Source organism: Kineococcus terrestris, from assembly GCF_041020755.1.
Taxonomy (GTDB): Bacteria; Actinomycetota; Actinomycetes; order Actinomycetales; family Kineococcaceae; genus Kineococcus; species Kineococcus terrestris.
The window spans coordinates 152364-166317 of sequence record NZ_JBEUEI010000002.1; the positions used below are offsets into that span (position 1 = coordinate 152364).

The following is a 13954-nucleotide window of genomic DNA, read 5'->3' on the forward strand; positions in this document are numbered from 1 at the left end:
GCCCGGCGGGCGGGCACCCGCCGGCGTCCGCGGCGGCGGGGGTGTGGACGGCGGCGCCCGGCCGGTCCTGTGGACCCCGCGGCGCGGGGCCGGGCCTCAGCGCTCGCGCAGCTCCGGGCTGTCCGGCACCTCGATGTCGCGCTTCTGCAGCTCCTCGACGTTGACGTCCTTGAACGTCACCACGCGCACGTCGCGCACGAACCGCGCGGGGCGGTAGACGTCCCACACCCACGCGTCGTGCAGCCGCAGCTCGAAGTAGGTCTCGCCGTCGGCGGTGCGCACCTGCAGGTCCACGGAGTTCGCGAGGTAGAAGCGCCGCTCGGTCTCCACCACGTACGAGAAGAGGGACACCACGTCCCGGTACTCCCGGTAGAGCTGCAGCTCCATCTCGGTCTCGTAGTTCTCCAGGTCCTCGGCGCTCACGAGCCCATCATGCCCCCCGCGGCGAGCTGGCCGGTCGCCACCGCGCCGCGCGGTCCGGGCAGGCGCCAGCTGCGCCGGTGCTGCTGCGAGACCCCGCGCGCGGCCAGCGCCGCCAGGTGGTCGGGGGCGCTGTAGCCCTTGTTGCCCGCCCACCCGTAGCCGGGGTGCTCGGCGTCCAGGGCCACCATGAGCGCGTCGCGCGTCGTCTTCGCCAGGACGCTGGCGGCGGCCACGGCCGCGCACGTGACGTCGCCCTTGACGCGGGTGGTGACCGGCGGCGCCGCGCACGGCAGCGCCGGGCCGGCGGACTCCAGCCCCGGCAGGGCGGTCTCCGGCGGGTCGCCGAGCCAGTCGTGGTCGCCGTCGAGGACGACGACGGACGGCGCGACGGGCAGCTGGGCCAGGGCGCGGCGGCCCGCCAGCCGCAGCGCCGCGACGATCCCCGCCGCGTCCACCTCGGCCGGCTCCGCGTGCCCGACGGCGTGGGCGAGCGCCCAGCGGCGCACCCGCGGCGCCAGCTCCTCGCGCGCGGCGGGGGTCAGCAGCTTGGAGTCGCGCAGGCCCACCGGCGCCGAGCGGGTGGTGGGGCCGACGACGACGACGCCCACCGAGACGGGTCCGGCCAGCGCGCCGCGGCCCACCTCGTCCATCCCGGCCACGAGGGGGTGGCCGGCGCGCAGGAGCTGCCGCTCCAGGCGCAGCGACGGCGCCGGCCCCCGGCCGGTGCGCCGGGCCGCGGGCCGGCCGCTCACCGCTCGTCCCCGGCGGCGGGCACGCCGTCGAAGGACGTCGGCGTGGACAGCCACGACCAGTGCTGCACGGGCCACACGACGGTGTAGGCGCGGCCGACCACGAGGTCGACGGGCACGAAGCCGTCGTACGGCTTGTCCCCGTTGTAGCGGGAGTCGGCGGACTCGTCGCGGTTGTCGCCCATGACCCACAGCATCCCGTCGGGCACGACGACGTCGAACTCGTCGGCGCTGGGGGCCGTACCCGCCTCGAGGTAGGCGCTCTCGTCGACCGGCTCGCCGTTCACGGTGAGGCGGCCGTCGGCCTCGCAGCACACGACGTGGTCGCCGGGCATGCCGACCACGCGCTTGATGAGGTGCTCGTCGGACTCCTCCGGCAGCAGCCCGACGAAGGTGAGCGCCTCGGCGACCACCGTGCCCACCGGACCGCGCTCGACCGGCGGGGTCGGCGTGAGCCAGCCGCCGGGGTCGGCGAAGACGACGACGTCGCCGCGGTGCAGGTCGAAGGGACCCGGGGTCAGCTTGCTGACGACGACCCGGTCGCCGATGCGCAGCGTCTGCTCCATCGACTGCGAGGGGATGTAGAAGGCCTGGAAGAGGAAGGTCTTGACCACCAGCGAGACCACGAGGGCCACCGCGACGACGAGCACCGTCTCCTTGACGACCGACCACAGCCCGCCCCCGCGGCGGGCCGGCTCCGGCGGCGGCCCGCCCTGCTCGCCGGTGCTGACGTCCGGCTCCCCCGGTGCGCTCACGGCCGCTCCTCACGGTGCTCGTCGTCCCGGCCGTGCCCGACCTCGCCGGCGGCCGCCACCGCGGGCGCGGTGCGCTCCACCACCCCCACCGCGCGCAGCGGCCAGGTGACGGCCACCACGCGCCCGACGACGTCGCCCAGGGCCACGGTGCCACCACCGGGCGAGCCCAGGTGGCTGCGCGAGTCCGCCGACCGGCTGCGGTGGTCGCCCATGACCCACAGCCGCCCGGCGGGCACCTCGACGTCGAAGGTCTGGTCGCTGGGCGCGTCTCCGGCGCGCAGGTACGGCTCGTCCAGCGGCCGGCCGTCCACCAGCAGCCGCCCGCCGTCGTCGCAGCAGGTGACGCGCTCGCCGGGCAGGCCGACGACGCGCTTGACGAAGTCGCTCTCCCCCGGGCGGAAGCCCAGCACCCGGCCGGCCGCCACGCCCAGCGAGGCGAGCCCGGTGCGCTCGGCGGGGGCGGGCGCGAACGTGCCGGTGCCGTCGAAGACCACGACGTCGCCGCGGCGCACGTCCTCGCCGGCGCCCACGCGCCACACCAGCACCCGCTCGCCGGGCTCCAGCGTCGGGCTCATGGACTCCGAGGGGATGGAGAAGGTCTGCACGAGGAAGCTGCGCACGAGCAGCGCGACCACGAGGGCCAGGGCCAGCAGCAGCAGGAACCGCGGGCCGGTGCGCGACCGCTCGTGCACCCGGGGGGCCGGTGGGCTGGTCGTCACGGGGCTCCCGGGCGTGCGGCGGGTCGGCGGTCGGGCGTCCCGCGCGGGGCGCCCCGCCGAGTCTGCCACGCCCGGCCACCGGCGGGGGCGGCGCGCGCCCGCCACCGCTGCGGGAGCGCCCGGGAGCGCCGCCGGGCCCGGGGACGCGCAGAGCCGGGCCCCCGACGGGGACCCGGCTCTCGGCGTGGTGCGGGGGCGCTGCGTCAGTTGCCGCGCGGCGTCCCGGAGTCGCGACGCTCCTTGATCTTGGCGGCCTTGCCGCGCAGGTCGCGCAGGTAGTACAGCTTCGCGCGCTTGACGTCACCGCGGGTGACGACCTCGACCTTCTCGATGACCGGGGTGTGCAGCGGGAAGGTGCGCTCGACCCCCACGCCGAAGCTGACCTTGCGGACGGTGAAGCTCTCGCGCACGCCACCGCCGGTGCGGCGGATGACGACGCCCTGGAAGACCTGGACGCGCGAGCGGCTGCCCTCGATGACGCGCACGTGGACCTTCAGGGTGTCACCGGCCCGGAACTCCGGGACGTCGGTGCGCAGGCTGGTGGCGTCGACGGTGTCGAGCACGTTCATGGTGTCGCTCTTCTCCCCTGCAGGCGCCGCAGGACACCGGCGCGGGTTCGTGGTCCGTGACGCGCGTGCGGGCGCGGCGCTCCCCCTGCGGCAGGCGCGCCGTCCGCCGCCCAGCGGGCAGCGGTCACCCGCCGTCACGGCTGGGTCGTCGGTTCGACCGATCAGTCTGCCACAGCGGCGGGCGTGGGGCGGAACCGGCCGTCGTCGCCGGGCGCCCACCCCTCCTCGGCCAGCACGGCGCGGTCGGCGGGGTCGGTGCGCTCCACCGGCAGCCGCGCCAGCAGGTCCGGGCGCCGGCGCGCGGTGCGCCGCAGCGCCTGGTCGCGGCGCCAGCGGGCGACCTGCCCGTGGTGCCCGCCGGCCAGCACGGGCGGCACGTCGAGCCCGCGCCAGCTGGCGGGCTTGGTGTACGCCGGGTGCTCCAGCAGCCCGTCGTGCTCGGCGGCGTGGCTCTCCTCGGTGAGGCTGGCGGCGTTGCCGACCACGCCGGGCAGCAGGCGGGCGACGGCCTCGACGACGACGAGGACGGCGACCTCCCCGCCGTTGAGGACGTAGTCGCCCAGCGAGACCTCGCGCACCCGCACCCGGGTGGCGTAGTGCTCGGCCACGCGCGCGTCGATGCCCTCGTAGCGACCGCAGGCGAACACCAGCCACGGCTCGGCCGCCAGCTCGACGGCGGTGCGCTGGGTGAAGACCTCCCCGGCCGGGCCGGGCACGAGCAGGACGGGGCCCTCCTCGCGGGCGCCGGGCGGCGGGTCGTCCAGGACGGCGTCCAGGGCCTCGCCCCACGGCTCGGGCTTCATCAGCAGCCCGGCGCCACCGCCGTACGGGGTGTCGTCGACGGTGCGGTGGCGGTCGTGGGTGTGCTCGCGCAGGTCCCGCACGCGCAGGTCCAGCAGACCCTGCTCGCGCGCCCGGCCGATGAGCGACAGGGACAGCGGCTGCAGGTACTCGCCGAAGATGGTGACGACGTCGACGCGCACGTCAGCGCTCCCCCGCCGGGCCGGGGCCGTCGGGCGCGTCCCCGGGCAGCTGGGGGAACAGCCCGCCGGGCGGGTCGAGCACGACGCGCCCGCCGGCGACGTCGACCTCGGGCACGAGGCGGGCGACGAAGGGCACGAGGACCTCGGCGCCGTCGGTGCCGGTGACCACGAGCAGGTCCTGCGCAGTACCGGTCAGCAGGTCGGCCACCGTCCCCAGCGGCACGCCGGCCGCGCTGACCGCGGCCAGGCCGCGCAGCTGGTGCGGGTACCAGGCGTCGTCCTCGCCCGCGGCGGCCTCCTCGTCGACGTCGACGAGCAGGAGGGTGTCGCGCAGCTCCTCGACGGCGGCGCGGTCGGCGGCCTCGGCGAAGGCGACGAGCAGGGTGCCGCTGTGCCAGCGCGCGGACTCCACGGTCAGCGGGCCGCGGGCGGCGGGGTCGGTGCGCAGGACGGCGCCCGGGGCGAAGCGCTCCTCGGGGGCGTCGGTGCGCAGCTCGACGGTCACCTCGCCGCGCACGCCGTGCGGGCGGCCGACGCGGGCCACGACGTACTCCACCGGCGGGTCCTCCCCTGTCCTCGGGTGCTGCTGGTCGGGTGCTGCCGGGGTCGCGGCCGGGAGCGGCCGGACGGGCCCGGACGCAGCGGCGCCGGGGCCACCGGTGGTGGCCCCGGCGCGCGGGGTGCGGGTGCCGGGGTCAGCGGCGGTCGACGTCGACGAGGTCGACGCGGACCGGCTTGCCCCCGGCGAGGGCGCCGACGACGGTGCGCAGCGCCTTGGCGGTGCGCCCCGAGCGGCCGATGACGCGGCCCAGGTCGTCGGGGTGCACGCGCACCTCGAGCAGCGACCCGCGCCGTCCCGGCTTGGACGTCACGCGGACGTCGTCGGGGTGACCGACGATGCCGCGGACGAGGTGCTCGAGCGCGTCGGCGAGCACCGGCTCAGCTCTCGGAGGAGCTCGCGCCGGCGGGCGCCTGGGCGGCGGGGGCGGCCGCGGCCGAACCCGGGCGGGTGGCCGGGCTGGGCTGGCGGTAGGTGCCCTCGGCGCCCGGCAGGCCCTTGAACTTCTGCCAGTCGCCGGTCACGCGGAACAGCGCGGCGACCTGCTCGGTCGGCTGCGCGCCGACGCCGAGCCAGTACTGGGCGCGCGCGGAGTCCACCTCGATGGTCGAGGGGTCGGTCATCGGGTTGTAGATCCCGATCTCCTCGATGGCGCGGCCGTCGCGCTTGCTGCGCGAGTCGGCGACGACGATGCGGTAGAACGGCGAACGGATCTTGCCGAGCCGCTTCAGGCGGATCTTGACAGCCACGGTGGGGGGTGTCTCCCGGTTCTGGTCTGGACGAGCGGTCACCGCTCGGTGTGGGGACGCCGAGCTGCGGGGCTCTGAGGACGCGACCGGCCCCGGTGAGAGGGTCCGCGGACGGTCGAGTGCTCGTCCATCATGCCAGAGGTCGCCGCCCGTGCTGGACCGGCCCGGCGCGCCCGGCGCTCAGCCGCGCACGAGCCGCCCGCGCAGGACCACGCGCGGCGCGCGCAGCACCCCGAGGTCGGCGCGGGGGTCGCCGTCCAGGACGAGGAGGTCGGCCGGCGCCCCCTCCTCCAGGCCCGGGTGGCCCAGCCAGCTGCGCGCCGACCAGCAGGCGGCGTCCAGCGCCGCGGTGCGGCCCAGCCCCGCGGCGGCCAGCTCGTGGACCTCGTCGACGACCAGGCCGTGCGGCAGGACGCTGCCCGCGTCGGTGCCGGCGAACACCCGCCCGCCGGCCGCGTGCAGGGCGGCCACCGTGGCGTACCGGCGCTCGTGCAGGGCCCTCATGTGCGCCGCGTACGCGGGGAACTTCGGCTCCCCGCGCTCGGCGATGCCGGGGAAGGTGGCGATGTTGACCAGCGTGGGCACGACGGCGACCCCGCGCTCGGCGACGACGCGCAGGACGTCGTCGCGCAGGCCCGTGCCGTGCTCGATGCCGTCGACGCCGGCGTCGAGGAGCTCGGGCACGCCCTCCTCGCCGAACTGGTGGACGGTGACGCGGGCGCCGAGCTCGTGGGCGGCGGCGACCCCGGCGCGCAGGACGTCGGCCGGCCAGCAGGGGGCCAGGTCGCCGCGCTCGCGGTCGATCCAGTCCCCCACGAGCTTGACCCAGCCGTCCCCGCGCGCGGCCTCGGCGCGCACGTGCTCGACGAGGTCCTCCGGCTCGATCTCGTGGGCCAGCCCGCGCAGGTAGCGCCGGGTGCGGGCCAGGTGCCGGCCGGCGCGCACGATCCGCGGCAGGTCCTCGCGCTCGTCGATCCACCGGGTCTCCGACGCCGACCCGGCGTCGCGCAGCAGCAGGGCGCCCGCGTCGCGGTCGGTGCGCGCCTGCGCCTCGCTGACCGCGTCCTCGACCCGGCCGGTCGGGCCGATGCCGACGTGGCAGTGCGCGTCCACGAGGCCGGGCAGCACCCAGCCGGGCAGCGTCGTGGTGCTCGCCGCGCGCGGGCGCTCGAAGGTGATCCGCCCGCCGAGGACCCACGCCCCGGGGCGCTCGCCGTCCGGGCCGGTCAGGACCGGCCCGGGCAGGTGCAGCGCCTCGGCGGCGGGCACCGGCTCAGCGCCCGCCGAGGAGCTTGTCGAAGCCGGGGGGCAGCTGCAGCTGCGAGGGGTCGACCTGCGGCTGGCCGTCGGCGCCGGCGGGCAGCCCGAACGCCGAGCCCGGGGCGGTGGTGCTGCGGGCGGCCGCGGCGCGCTCCTGCTCGGCGCGCTTGGCGGGGTTGCCCGACTTGCCCTTCTTGCCCTTGGCCGCGGCCGCGCGCGCCCGCTGCTTCTTCGAGGCCCCGCCGGGGACCCCCGGCATGCCCGGGATGCCCGGCATCCCGCCGCCGAGGCCCTTGCGCATCTGGCGCATCATCTTCTGCGCCTGCCCGAAGCGCTCCAGCATGTCGTTGACGGCGGACACGCTCTGCCCGCAGCCGCGGGCCACGCGGGCGCGGCGGGAGCCGTTCATGATGCGCGGCTGGCGCCGCTCCAGCGGCGTCATCGACCGGACCATCGCCTCGATGCGGTCGAACTCGCGCTCGTCGAAGGCGTCGAGCTGCTCGCGCACCTGCGCCATGCCCGGCAGCATCCCGAGCATCTTCTTGATGCTGCCCATGTTGCGGACGGCGGCCAGCTGCTGGAGGAAGTCGTCGAGGGTGAAGTCCTCGTCGGCGGCGAACTTGGCCGCCATGGCCTGCGCCTGCTCGGCGTCGAAGGCGCGCTCGGCCTGCTCGATGAGGGTGAGGACGTCACCCATGTCGAGGATGCGCGAGGCCATCCGGTCGGGGTGGAACAGCTCGAAGTCGTCGAGCTTCTCGCCGGTGGAGGCGAACATGACCGGCCGGCCGGTGACCGAGCGCACCGACAGCGCGGCGCCGCCGCGGGCGTCGCCGTCGAGCTTGGTGAGCACGACGCCGTCGAAGCCGACGCCGTCGCGGAAGGCCTCGGCCGTGGCGACGGCGTCCTGGCCGATCATCGCGTCGAGGACGAAGAGGACCTCGTCGGGCTTGACGGTGTCCCGGATGTCGACCGCCTGCTGCATCATCTCGGCGTCCACGCCGGTGCGGCCGGCGGTGTCGACGACGACGACGTCGTAGTGCTGGCGCTGCGCGTGCTCCAGGCCGCGCCAGGCCACCGAGACGGGGTCGCCGACGCCGTTGCCGGGCTCGGGGGCGAAGACGTCCACGCCCGCGCGCTCACCGGTGATCTGCAGCTGGTTGACGGCGTTGGGGCGCTGCAGGTCGCAGGCCACCAGCAGCGGGCGGTGGCCCTGCTGGTGCAGCCAGCGGCCCAGCTTGCCGGCCAGGGTGGTCTTGCCGGCGCCCTGCAGGCCCGCGAGCATGATCACGGTCGGCGGGTTCTTGGCGAACCGCAGCCGGCGGGTCTCCCCGCCCAGGACCGCCACGAGCTCCTCGTTGACGATCTTGACGACCTGCTGGGCCGGGTTCAGCGCCTGGGAGACCTCCGCGCCCGTCGCGCGCTCGCGCACCGTGGCGGTGAACTGGCGCACCACGGGCAGCGCGACGTCGGCGTCGAGGAGGGCGCGCCGGATCTCGCGGACGGTCGCGTCGACGTCCTCCGGCGACAGCCGCCCCTTGCCGCGCAGGTTCTTGAACGTCGCGGTGAGGCGGTCGGAGAGCGTGGCGAACACGCCCCCAGCCTACGGGAGCCCGGCCCGCCGCTCCGGCGCCCCGCGGGCCGGGGCCGGCGCGGGCACCTCGGCGGCGTCCGAGAGCGCCGCGACGGCGCGCGCCACCCGCGGCGGGCTCAGCCGCTGCCCCGACGGCTCGGCCAGGTACAGCACGTCGACGGCCTGCGCGGCGTAGGTGGCCACGTGCGCGGAGCGGATGTCGATGCCCTCGGCGGCCAGCGCCCGGCCCAGGGCGTGCAGCAGCCCGGGTCGGTCGGCGGCGCGCACCTCCAGCACGGTGGCCCGCTCCGAGGCGCCGGGCAGGACCACCACGCGCGGGTGCGCCACCAGCGCACGCAGAACGCCCGCCGGCCGCGGCGTGCGCGCGTCGCGCTCCGCCAGGCGCTCCAGGACGGCGACGTCACCGGCGGCGATGCGCTCCAGGCCCGTGCGCAGCAGCTCCGCCTCGGGCGCCTCGCCCGTGCGCGGCTCCACCCACCAGGAGTCCACGGCCACCCCGTCCAGGGTCCGCACGAGCGCCGAGCGCACCAGGAGGCGGTGCCCGGCCAGCAGCCCGGCCAGGTCGGCGAACAGGCCGGTGCGGTCGCGCGCGACGACGGTGACGACGTGGAAGCCGTCGACCTCGGCCACCCGCACGAGCGGCCCGGCGCCCGCGGCGACCTCGGCGGCCAGCGCGGCCTCCTCCTCGCTGAAGGGGGCGGGCCCGGGCACGGCGCTGCCGGCGAGGCTGGCGCGGGCGCGGGCCACGAGGTCGTCGACCAGGCGGGCTCGCCAGGGCGACCAGGCGGCCGGGCCCGCGGCGCGGGCGTCGGCCTCGGTCAGCGCCCGCAGCGCCGCCAGGACGTCCTCGCGCCCGTCGACGGCCGCCACGAGCGCCTCGACCGTCTGCGGGTCGTCGGGATCGCGGCGGGTGGCCAGCTCCACGAGCGTCAGGTGCTCGGCGACCAGCCGCTCGACGACGGCGACGTCGACGGGCTCCAGGCCGATCCGGCGGCACACGGCCGCGGCCAGCGGGGCGCCGGTGCGGGCGTGGTCCTGCGCGCCGGGCAGCTTGCCGATGTCGTGCAGCAGCGAGGCCAGCAGCAGCAGGTCCGGGCGCGGGGTGTCGCGCAGGAACGGGCGCGCCAGGGCGGCGGTCTCCACCAGGTGCCGGTCGACGGTGAAGCGGTGCACGGCGTTGCGCTGGGGGCGGTTGCGCACGCCGGTCCACTCCGGGACCCACCGCTCGACGAGGCCGACGAGGTCCAGGGCCTCCCACACCGGCACCTGGGCCGGCCCGGCGGCCAGCAGCTCCAGCAGGGCCTCGCGGGCCGCGGCCGGCCACGGGTCCGGCAGCGGCGGGCAGGCGCGCACCAGGTGCTCCAGCGTCACGGGCGACAGCGGCAGCCCCGTGCGCACCGCGGTGGCCGCGGCGCGCAGCGGCAGCACCGGGTCCTCGGCCGGGACGGCCCCGGCGCCGAGGACCACCTCGCCGTCGTGCTCCACGAGGCCGTGGCCCAGCGAGCGCAGCCGGGGGCGGCGGCCGGTGGCGCGGAAGCGGCGGGTGGGCAGCGACTGGCGCGCCCGGCGCGTGGTCAGGTCGACGGCCGCGGAGACGGTGCGGGCGGCCTGGGCGACGGCGGCCAGCAGCAGGTCGGCGTCGGCGTACCCGCAGACGACGGCCACGGCGTCCTGCTCGGGCAGGACCAGTCGGTCGCTGGGCCGGCCGGAGGAGGCCTGCAGGCCGTCGCGCACGTCCAGCAGCACCCGGTGGGCCTCGTCGACGGCCCCGTGCGGGCGGTCGGTGAGCCAGCTGGCGGCCAGGGCGCGCAGCGTCACGGCGTCGCGCAGGCCGCCGCGGGCCTCCTTCAGGTCGGGTTCGAGCAGGTAGGCCAGCTCCCCGAAGCGCTCGGCGCGCTCGGCCAGGGAGTCCAGCACCTGCGGCAGGCGGCGGCGCGCGCCGGCCCGCCAGTCGTCGAGCACCTGCCCGCGGGTGCGGGCCACCAGCCCGCCGTCGCCGGCGACGACGCGCAGGTCCAGCATCCCGGTGGCCACGGCCAGGTCGGCGGCGGCCACCTCGCGGCACTCGCGGGCCGTGCGCACCGAGTGGTCCAGGCGCAGGCCGTTGTCCCACAGCGGGTACCAGACCCGCTCGGCGACGGCGGCCACGTCCTCCGGGCGCAGCCGGCGGCCGTCGTGCAGGAGGACGAGGTCGACGTCGCTGGCGGGGCCGCAGTCGCGGCGGGCCAGCGAGCCCACGCACGCCAGCGCGATCCCGGTGGGGTCCTCGAGCAGCTGCGGGGCGACCGCGAGGGCGTCGGCCCAGACGACGCGCAGCCGGGACTCGACGAGCTCCACGAGCTCGGCGCGACGGTGCGGGCCGGGTCGCCCGGCCCGCACCGCCATCGCCAGCCTCTCGGTGCGCAGGTCAGCGCTCAGCGCGCGCTCCCCGCGACCGGGGAGGCGACCCCGCCCGGGACCGCAGCGCTCACAGGGCGTCCGGGCCGTGCTCGCCCGTGCGCACCCGCACGACGTCCTCCACGTGCTGCGTCCACACCTTGCCGTCGCCGATGCGCCCGGTCTGGGCGCTCTTGACGACGACCTCGACGACGTCGGCGATGTCGACGTCCTCCACGAGGACCTCCACCCGCACCTTGGGCACGAGGTCCACGGTGTACTCGGCGCCGCGGTAGACCTCGGTGTGCCCGCGCTGGCGGCCGTAGCCGGAGGCCTCCGAGATGGTCAGGCCCTGGATGCCGTAGGCCTCGAGGGCGGACTTCACGTCGTCGAGCTTGTGCGGCTTGATGACCGCGGTCAGGAGCTTCATGCCGAGACCTCCGAGGTGCCGGTGGAGTGGGCGCCGGGACGGGTGGTGGGAGCGGGCGAGCCGAGGCGGCTCCCGCCGCCGCCGCCGAGGGCGCTGAAGTCGTAGCCGGTCTCGGCGTGCTCGACCTGGTCGATGCCGGCGACCTCGTCCTCCTCGTCCAGGCGGAAGCCCATCGTCTTCTGGATGATCGTGCCGATGATCCAGGCCATGACGAAGGAGAAGACCATGACCGCGACGGCGCCGATCGTCTGGCGCCCCAGCAGGCCGGCCCCGCCGCCCCACAGCAGGCCCGCCTCGCCCGTGGGGGCGGAGGCGCTGCCGACGAGGCCGATGCCGATGGTGCCCCACAGACCGGCGACGAGGTGGACGCCGACGACGTCGAGGGAGTCGTCGTAGCCCAGCTTGTACTTCAGGCCGACCGCGAGCGCCGCCAGGACGCCGGCCACGGCGCCCAGCAGGATCGCACCGACCGGGTTGACGGCGTTGGCGGCCGGGGTGATGGCCACGAGGCCGGCCACGGCGCCGGAGGCGGCGCCCAGGGAGGTGGGGTGGCCGTCGCGGAAGCGCTCGGTCAGCAGCCAGCCGAGGATCGCCGCGCCGGTGGCGACGAGCGTGTTGGTCCAGGCGATGGCGGCGACGTTGTCGGCGGCCACGGCCGAGCCGGCGTTGAAGCCGAACCAGCCGAACCACAGCAGGCCCGCGCCGAGCATGACCAGCGGCAGGTTGTGCGGGCGCATCGGCTCACGGCCGAAGCCCTTGCGCTTGCCCAGGACCAGGGCCAGCGCCAGGGCCGCGGCACCGGCGTTGATGTGGACCGCGGTGCCGCCGGCGAAGTCGAGGGCCTCGAGCTGGTTGGCGATCCAGCCGCCGACGTAGGAGCCGTCGTCGGAGGTGAAGGCGAACACCCAGTGCGCGACCGGGAAGTAGCACAGGGTCGCCCAGACGCCGGCGAAGACCATCCAGGCGCCGAACTTGGCGCGGTCGGCGATGGCGCCGGAGATGAGGGCGACCGTGATGATCGCGAAGACGGCCTGGAAGCCGACGAACATCATGTTCGGGTAGGTGACCGACGGGTCGTCGCCCATCAGGCCGTTGAGGCCGAAGTACTCGACGGGGTTGCCGAGCAGGCCGCCGCCCACGTCGTTGCCGAAGGCGATCGAGTAGCCGTACAGCACCCACAGGACGGAGATGAGCCCGAGGGCGCCGAAGCTCATCATCATCATGTTCAGGACGCTCTTGGCGCGGACCATGCCGCCGTAGAACATCGCGAGTCCGGGGGTCATCAGCAGCACCATCGAGGCGCTGGTGAGCAGCCAGGCGGTGTCGCCGGAGTTGAGCTCCGCTTCCATGCAACAGGGCCTTCCACGAGGCCGGCGGGGCCGGCGGGGGGTGGGGCGCCGCGCGGTGGCGCGGCTCGGGGCGGTCCCCACCGTGGGGCCTGCGCGTTACGGGCGCCGCCCCCTCGTGTTTCGGTCCTGTGACGGCGGCGGCCCCCGTGTGAACATCGTGTTGCCGCCACCGCCCCGTGAGCGGGCCGTCACCGCGCTGTGACCGGCCCGCCCGTCCTCAGGAGATCAGGGCGTCGACGAACGCCTCGGGCTCGAAGGGCGCCAGGTCGTCCGGCCCCTCGCCCAGGCCCACGAGCTTGACGGGCACGCCCAGCGAGCGCTGCACCGCCACGACGATGCCGCCCTTGGCGGTGCCGTCCAGCTTGGTCAGCACGATGCCGGTGACGTCGACGACCTCGGAGAACACCGCGGCCTGGCGCAGGCCGTTCTGCCCCGTCGTGGCGTCCAGGACGAGCAGGACCTCGTCGACGGGGCCGTGCTTCTCCACCACGCGCTTGACCTTGCCCAGCTCGTCCATGAGGCCGGCCTTGTTCTGCAGGCGCCCGGCGGTGTCGACCAGGACGACGTCGGCCTCGGCGTCGATGCCGGCCTTGACGGCCTCGAAGGCCACGGAGGCCGGGTCGGCGCCCTCGCGCTCGGAGCGCACCGTCGGCACGCCGACGCGCTCGCCCCACGTGGCCAGCTGCTCGGCGGCCGCGGCGCGGAAGGTGTCGGCGGCGCCGAGGACGACGTCCTTGTCCTCGGCGACGAGCACGCGGGCGATCTTGCCGACGGTGGTGGTCTTCCCCGTGCCGTTGACGCCGACGACCATGACGACGGCCGGGCGGTCGTCGTGGCGGGTCGTGGCCAGGGTGCGGTCGACGTCGGTGCCGACGGCCTTCAGCAGCTCCTCGCGCAGCAGGGCCCGCAGCTGCTCGGGCTCGCGGGTGCCCAGGACGCGCACGCGCTCGCGCAGGCTGTCGACGATCTCGGTGGTGGGGCCGAAGCCGACGTCGGCCAGCAGCAGGGTCTCCTCGACCTCCTCCCAGGTGGCCTCGTCGAGGCTGTCGCGCGACAGCAGCGCCAGCAGGCCCTGGCCGAGGGCGGAGTTGGAACGGGCCAGGCGCTCGCGCAGCCGCACCAGGCGGCCGGCGGCGGCGGCGGGGCGGTCCAGCTCGCGCGCCGGCGCGGGCGCGGCGGCGGGGTCGTCACCGCCGGCGTCCGGCAGGTCGACGGTGTCCACCGCGCGGGACGGGGAGTCGCGCGGGACCTCGGCGTCGTCCCCGACACCGGGCAGCGGCAGCTCGTCGGAGCGCGGCCCCAGGCTGGAGCGGCCGGCCTGCTCGGCCTCGCGCGGGGCCAGGGAGTCGCGGCGGCGGCGGGGCCGCACCAGACCCACGACCGCGCCCACCCCGGCGAGGGCGACGAGCACGACGACGGCGATGACGATCTCGATCGCTTCC

15 protein-coding genes are annotated in these 13954 nt (G+C 76.6%); all 15 read right to left on the reverse strand.

The window, feature by feature from the left end:
• Positions 1-96 precede the first annotated feature (96 nt).
• Positions 97-423, reverse strand: coding sequence for a DUF2469 domain-containing protein (locus tag AB8M62_RS02040; protein ID WP_369052861.1), 327 nt, complete (start codon positions 421-423; stop codon positions 97-99).
• Complete coding sequence (gene rnhB, locus AB8M62_RS02045; RefSeq protein WP_369068489.1) at positions 420-1175, reverse strand: ribonuclease HII; 756 nt, start codon at positions 1173-1175, stop codon at positions 420-422. The genes AB8M62_RS02040 and rnhB overlap by 4 nt, the downstream gene beginning before the upstream one ends.
• Positions 1172-1927: a signal peptidase I gene (lepB, locus tag AB8M62_RS02050; RefSeq protein WP_369068490.1), complete on the reverse strand. Its 756-nt coding sequence runs from the start codon at positions 1925-1927 to the stop codon at positions 1172-1174. The genes rnhB and lepB (AB8M62_RS02050) overlap by 4 nt, the downstream gene beginning before the upstream one ends.
• Positions 1924-2646 carry a signal peptidase I gene (gene lepB, locus AB8M62_RS02055; protein WP_369068491.1) on the reverse strand — a complete coding sequence of 241 codons (723 nt, stop codon included), beginning with the start codon at positions 2644-2646 and terminating at the stop codon, positions 1924-1926. Before lepB (AB8M62_RS02055) ends, lepB (AB8M62_RS02050) begins: the two co-directional genes overlap by 4 nt.
• 203 nt (positions 2647-2849) lie before the next feature.
• Positions 2850-3215, reverse strand: coding sequence for a 50S ribosomal protein L19 (gene rplS / locus AB8M62_RS02060; protein ID WP_369052856.1), 366 nt, complete (start codon positions 3213-3215; stop codon positions 2850-2852).
• 161 nt (positions 3216-3376) lie between these two features.
• On the reverse strand, positions 3377-4198 hold the full coding sequence (gene trmD / locus AB8M62_RS02065; protein WP_369052855.1) for a tRNA (guanosine(37)-N1)-methyltransferase TrmD: 822 nt from the start codon (positions 4196-4198) through the stop codon (positions 3377-3379).
• A gap of 1 nt (position 4199) precedes the next feature.
• A complete protein-coding gene (gene rimM, locus AB8M62_RS02070) occupies positions 4200-4754 on the reverse strand; it encodes a ribosome maturation factor RimM (RefSeq protein WP_369052854.1) in 555 nt (184 codons plus the stop codon).
• A gap of 139 nt (positions 4755-4893) precedes the next feature.
• On the reverse strand, positions 4894-5133 hold the full coding sequence (locus AB8M62_RS02075; protein WP_369052853.1) for an RNA-binding protein: 240 nt from the start codon (positions 5131-5133) through the stop codon (positions 4894-4896).
• A gap of 4 nt (positions 5134-5137) precedes the next feature.
• Positions 5138-5506: a 30S ribosomal protein S16 gene (gene rpsP, locus AB8M62_RS02080; protein ID WP_369052852.1), complete on the reverse strand. Its 369-nt coding sequence runs from the start codon at positions 5504-5506 to the stop codon at positions 5138-5140.
• A 180-nt stretch (positions 5507-5686) separates the two neighbouring features.
• Complete coding sequence (locus AB8M62_RS02085) at positions 5687-6775, reverse strand: amidohydrolase family protein (protein WP_369068492.1); 1089 nt, start codon at positions 6773-6775, stop codon at positions 5687-5689.
• Positions 6776-6779: 4 nt separating this feature from the next.
• The gene (gene ffh, locus AB8M62_RS02090; protein WP_369068493.1) at positions 6780-8357 is read right to left on the reverse strand and encodes a signal recognition particle protein; all 1578 of its coding nucleotides are present in this window, start codon (positions 8355-8357) and stop codon (positions 6780-6782) included.
• A 9-nt stretch (positions 8358-8366) separates the two neighbouring features.
• Positions 8367-10775, reverse strand: coding sequence for a [protein-PII] uridylyltransferase (locus AB8M62_RS02095; protein ID WP_369068547.1), 2409 nt, complete (start codon positions 10773-10775; stop codon positions 8367-8369).
• A gap of 49 nt (positions 10776-10824) precedes the next feature.
• The gene (locus tag AB8M62_RS02100) at positions 10825-11163 is read right to left on the reverse strand and encodes a P-II family nitrogen regulator (RefSeq protein WP_369054004.1); all 339 of its coding nucleotides are present in this window, start codon (positions 11161-11163) and stop codon (positions 10825-10827) included.
• Positions 11160-12512 (reverse strand): ammonium transporter, encoded by a 1353-nt coding sequence (locus AB8M62_RS02105; protein WP_369054003.1) that lies wholly within the window; start codon positions 12510-12512, stop codon positions 11160-11162. The genes AB8M62_RS02100 and AB8M62_RS02105 overlap by 4 nt, the downstream gene beginning before the upstream one ends.
• A gap of 217 nt (positions 12513-12729) precedes the next feature.
• Complete coding sequence (gene ftsY, locus AB8M62_RS02110) at positions 12730-13947, reverse strand: signal recognition particle-docking protein FtsY (RefSeq protein WP_369068548.1); 1218 nt, start codon at positions 13945-13947, stop codon at positions 12730-12732.
• Between the last annotated feature and the right edge of the window lie 7 nt (positions 13948-13954).